3 tRNA genes and 2 rRNA genes are annotated in these 4,204 nt (G+C 63.5%); all 5 read right to left on the reverse strand.

Annotated elements, in window-relative coordinates:
* Position 1: 1 nt before the first annotated feature.
* Positions 2-78 (reverse strand) — tRNA-Met (locus M0638_RS15400).
* A 174-nt stretch (positions 79-252) separates the two neighbouring features.
* Positions 253-367, reverse strand: a 5S ribosomal RNA gene (gene rrf / locus M0638_RS15405).
* 166 nt (positions 368-533) lie between these two features.
* Positions 534-3,287, reverse strand: a 23S ribosomal RNA gene (locus M0638_RS15410).
* A 342-nt stretch (positions 3,288-3,629) separates the two neighbouring features.
* Positions 3,630-3,701: transfer RNA gene (locus M0638_RS15415), tRNA-Ala, on the reverse strand.
* Between the two features lie 59 nt (positions 3,702-3,760).
* Positions 3,761-3,834: transfer RNA gene (locus M0638_RS15420), tRNA-Ile, on the reverse strand.
* Positions 3,835-4,204: the final 370 nt, after the last annotated feature.

The following is a 4,204-nucleotide window of genomic DNA, read 5'->3' on the forward strand; positions in this document are numbered from 1 at the left end:
CTGGATGCGGGGGCTGGATTTGAACCAGCGACCTTCAGGTTATGAGCCTGACGAGCTACCGGGCTGCTCCACCCCGCGTCGAGGGTGTTTGGCGCGCGCGTGTGAGGCGTGCGGTGGTCGCGAGGTCGCGAGGCATGGGCGACGGCGACGTGTGGGCCGCGTGGTTGGCGGCGGTGTTGTGGTGTGGGAGGTTGGGTGGGGAGGCGGACGGGCTTGTGGGCGAGGAGGGGTGGTTCGGGATCCGGCTGGGTGACCCGGCGGCGACCGACTCTCCCGCGTCTTGGGACGCAGTACCATGGGCGCTGGCGTGTTTCACGGCCGAGTTCGGGATGGGATCGGGTGTGTCATCGCCGCGATGGCCACCGGGCCACCGAGCCGGATGCCGAACCGTCTGCTCGTCTGCTCGTCTGCTGGTGAGGGGTCGGGGTTGTCGTGTGTGGGTGTCTGCGGCGCGGCTTGGTGCTGCGCGCGGTGCCGGTCGGCCGGGCCTTGGGGGTTTGACGCCCTGTGGCGGCCTTGGGCTGCGGTGGTTGGATGGGAGTTCGATCGGGCGATTAGGACCGCTTAGCTGAGTGGGTTACCCCACGTGCACACGCGGCCTATCGACGTGATGGTCTGTCACGGCCCTCGAGGGAGGCCTGGTTTTGAGGGGGGTTTCCCGCTTAGATGCCTTCAGCGGTTATCCCGTCCGCACTTGGCTACCCGGCGGTGCCGCTGGCGCGACAACCGGTGCACCAGAGGTGCGTCCGTCCCGGTCCTCTCGTACTAGGGACGGATCCTCGCAAGCCTCCAACACCCACGGCAGATAGGGACCGAACTGTCTCACGACGTTCTAAACCCAGCTCACGTACCGCTTTAATCGGCGAACAGCCGAACCCTTGGGACCTGCTCCAGCCCCGGGATGCGATGAGCCGACATCGAGGTGCCAAACCTCCCCGTCGATGTGGACTCTTGGGGGAGATCAGCCTGTTATCCCTAGAGTACCTTTTATCCGTTGAGCGATGGCCCTTCCACGCGGGACCACCGGATCACTATGGCCGACTTTCGTCTCTGCTCGCGCTGTCGCGCTCGCAGTCAGGCGGGCTTGTGCCATTGCACTCGACAGCCGATGTCCGACCGGCCTGAGCCCACCATCGCGCGCCTCCGTTACGTTTTGGGAGGCGACCGCCCCAGTCAAACTGCCCACCACGCAGGGTCCCGACCCGGGCTGACCGGGCTCGGTTAGACACCAGAAAGGCGCAGGGTGGTATTTCAAGGTTGGCTCCACCAGAGCTGGCGCCCCGGCTTCGAAGCCTCCCACCTATCCTACACAGCCCCTTCCTGGTGCCACTGCGAAGCTGCAGTAAAGGTTCATAGGGTCTTTCCGTCTGACCGCGGGTACCCCGCATCTTCACGGGGAGTTCAATTTCGCTGAGCCGATGCTGGAGACAGTGGGGAGGTCGTTACGCCATTCGTGCAGGTCGGAACTTACCCGACAAGGAATTTCGCTACCTTAGGACCGTTATAGTTACGGCCGCCGTTTACCGGGGCTTCGGTTCGATGCTTGCACATCTCCCCTTGACCTTCCGGCACCGGGCAGGCGTCAGACCCTATACGTCGTCTCTCGACTTCGCAGAGCCCTGTGTTTTTACTAAACAGTCGCCACCCCCTGGTCTGTGCCACCCGCCCCTGCTTGCGCAAGGACGGGTCCCGCTTCTTCCGAAGTTACGCGGGCAATTTGCCTAGTTCCTTCAGCATCGTTCTCTCAAGCGCCTTGGTATGCTCTACCAGTCCACCTGTGTCGGTTTCGGGTACGGTCCTGTGCCAGCGCTATTTCCCGGACCACTCCAGCCGCCACCCCAATCCGATAAGGGATGACGGAACTTCGCGGTCGTCACGTCTGGCGGGCTGGGGAATATTGACCCCATTCCCATCGGCTACGGCTGTCGCCCTCGCCTTAGGGGCCGGCTCACCCTGCGCGGATTGGCCTTGCGCAGGAACCCTTGGACTTTCGGCGGGAGGGGTTCTCGCCCTCCTTGTCGCTACTCATGTCCGCATTCGCACTTCCGATACCTCCAGGACCCGTCACCGGTATCCCTTCGCAGGCCTACGGAACGCTCCGCTACCGCGCGCTATCGCTAGCGCACCCACAGCTTCGGCACGTGGCTTGAGCCCCGTTACATTTTCGCCGCGGGACAGCTATTAGACCAGTGAGCTATTACGCTTTCTTTAAAGGATGGCTGCTTCTAAGCCAACCTCCTGGTTGTTTTGGCCGTCCTACATGCTTTCCCACTTAGCCACGATTTGGGGGCCTTAGCTGGTGGTCTGGGCTGTTTCCCTCTCGACAATGGACCTTAGCACCCACTGTCTGTCTGCCCGCCTGCACTCCTCGGCATTCGGAGTTCGGTAGGGTTTGGTAGGGCTTTGGGCCCCCCTAGCCCTTCCGGTGCTCTACCTCCGAGGGTGACCGACGGACGATCTACCTCAATAGATTTCGCGGAGAACCAGCTATTTCCGACTTTGATTGGCCTTTCACCCCTAGCCACAGCTCATCCCCGACTTTTTCAACAGGCGTGGGTTCGGTCCTCCAGTGGGTGTTACCCCACCTTCAACCTGGCCATGGCTAGATCAGTCGGTTTCGGGTCTCATGCCGGCAACTAAACGCCCTTGTCAGACTCGCTTTCGCTGCGCCTACACCTCTCGGCTTAAGCTTGCTGCCAACACGAACTCGCGGACCCATTATACAAAAGGTACGCCGTCACCCCACCCAGGTTGCCCTTGGGGAGCTCCGACTGCTTGTAGGCGCTCGGTTTCAGGTCTCTTTCACTCCCCTCGTCGGGGTGCTTTTCACCTTTCCCTCACGGTACTTGTGCACTATCGGTCGCCAGGGAGTATTTAGGCTTGGAGGGTGGTCCCCCCACGTTCAGACAGGGTTTCACGTGCCCCGCCCTACTCAAGGATCCTGCGAAACACTACGGCTACGGGGCTATCACCCGCTCAGGCCGAGCTTTCCAGCTCGTTCGCCTTCTCCTCGCAGAACCACTGGCCTGCTCCGCTTTCGCTCGCCACTACTCGCGGAATCTCTGTTGATGTCTTTTCCTCCAGGTACTGAGATGTTTCAGTTCCCCGGGTTCGCCTCGTGACCCTATGTATTCAGGCCACGATACTCCTTGCGGAGTGGGTTTCCCCATTCGGACATCCGCGGATCAACGATCGCTCGCATCTCCCCGCGGCTTTTCGCAGCGTGCCACGTCCTTCATCGCCTCCTGGCGCCAAGGCATCCACCGAACGCCCTTCATTCACTCTCATCCACCACCGCCCGCGCGCAGGACCAAGCCGCGCCAGCACCCACAGCCCAGCCCCCGGAGAAACCCGGGCGCCAGGCCAGAACACCAGCACCGCCAAACCCCGCAGGGACAGCAGCACACACACACAACAAACTCGTTCTCGCTCGCCCGGAACGCAGGACAACAGCCAGGACGCCAGCCTCGCAGCCAGCCACCCGCCGCCCCCGCAACCCGGACGATCTCACCTAACCTCTTCACCATGTGAAACAACAACGCCACGCGCGGGTTCACGGGGAACCCGGCACGGGACGTGGTCTTCTGTGAACTGCCGCACCCTCTCGGGTGGGCAGGGCTGCAAGCCGCTGGAGACGGTCGGACTCGAACCGACGACCCCCTGCTTGCAAAGCAGGCGCTCTCCCTCTGAGCTACGCCCCCATACGCGATCGCCGACCACCCGCCCGGGCATGCCCGGGGGCATGGCGGCGCAGGCAGTATGGGCCAGGGAGGACTTGAACCTCCGACCCCACGCTTATCAAGCGTGTGCTCTAACCAACTGAGCTACTGGCCCAGAACCCAGCCTGTCCAGGAGGGCTCGGCCAGTCCGGCTCGAGCCGGCCCGCACAAGCCACGCGATCGACCGCGGGAGCGTAACCCCCGAGGTGGGAGGCGCGGGCGGCGCCCGACCCGGGTTCCAGGAGAACCCGGGCGGGAGCCGGCCATGGCGCGCCGTGCGCGGCACGAGAGGCGATGCGTCGTTCGATGTCCGATGGTCGCCCGCGACCGGCCCTGCCCCATCCGGGGCCGGCCGATCCGCGGGAACGCGGGACCAGGCAGGGTAGTCTTGTCGGTGCCTCGCCAGCCTGGCACTTCAGAGAAGTGCCGAACCCCGGCAGGCATCCTTGAAAGGAGGTGATCCAGCCGCAGGTTCCCCTACGGCT

Source organism: Roseomonas acroporae, assembly GCF_023223525.1.
GTDB lineage: Bacteria > Pseudomonadota > Alphaproteobacteria > Acetobacterales > Acetobacteraceae > Roseomonas_E > Roseomonas_E acroporae.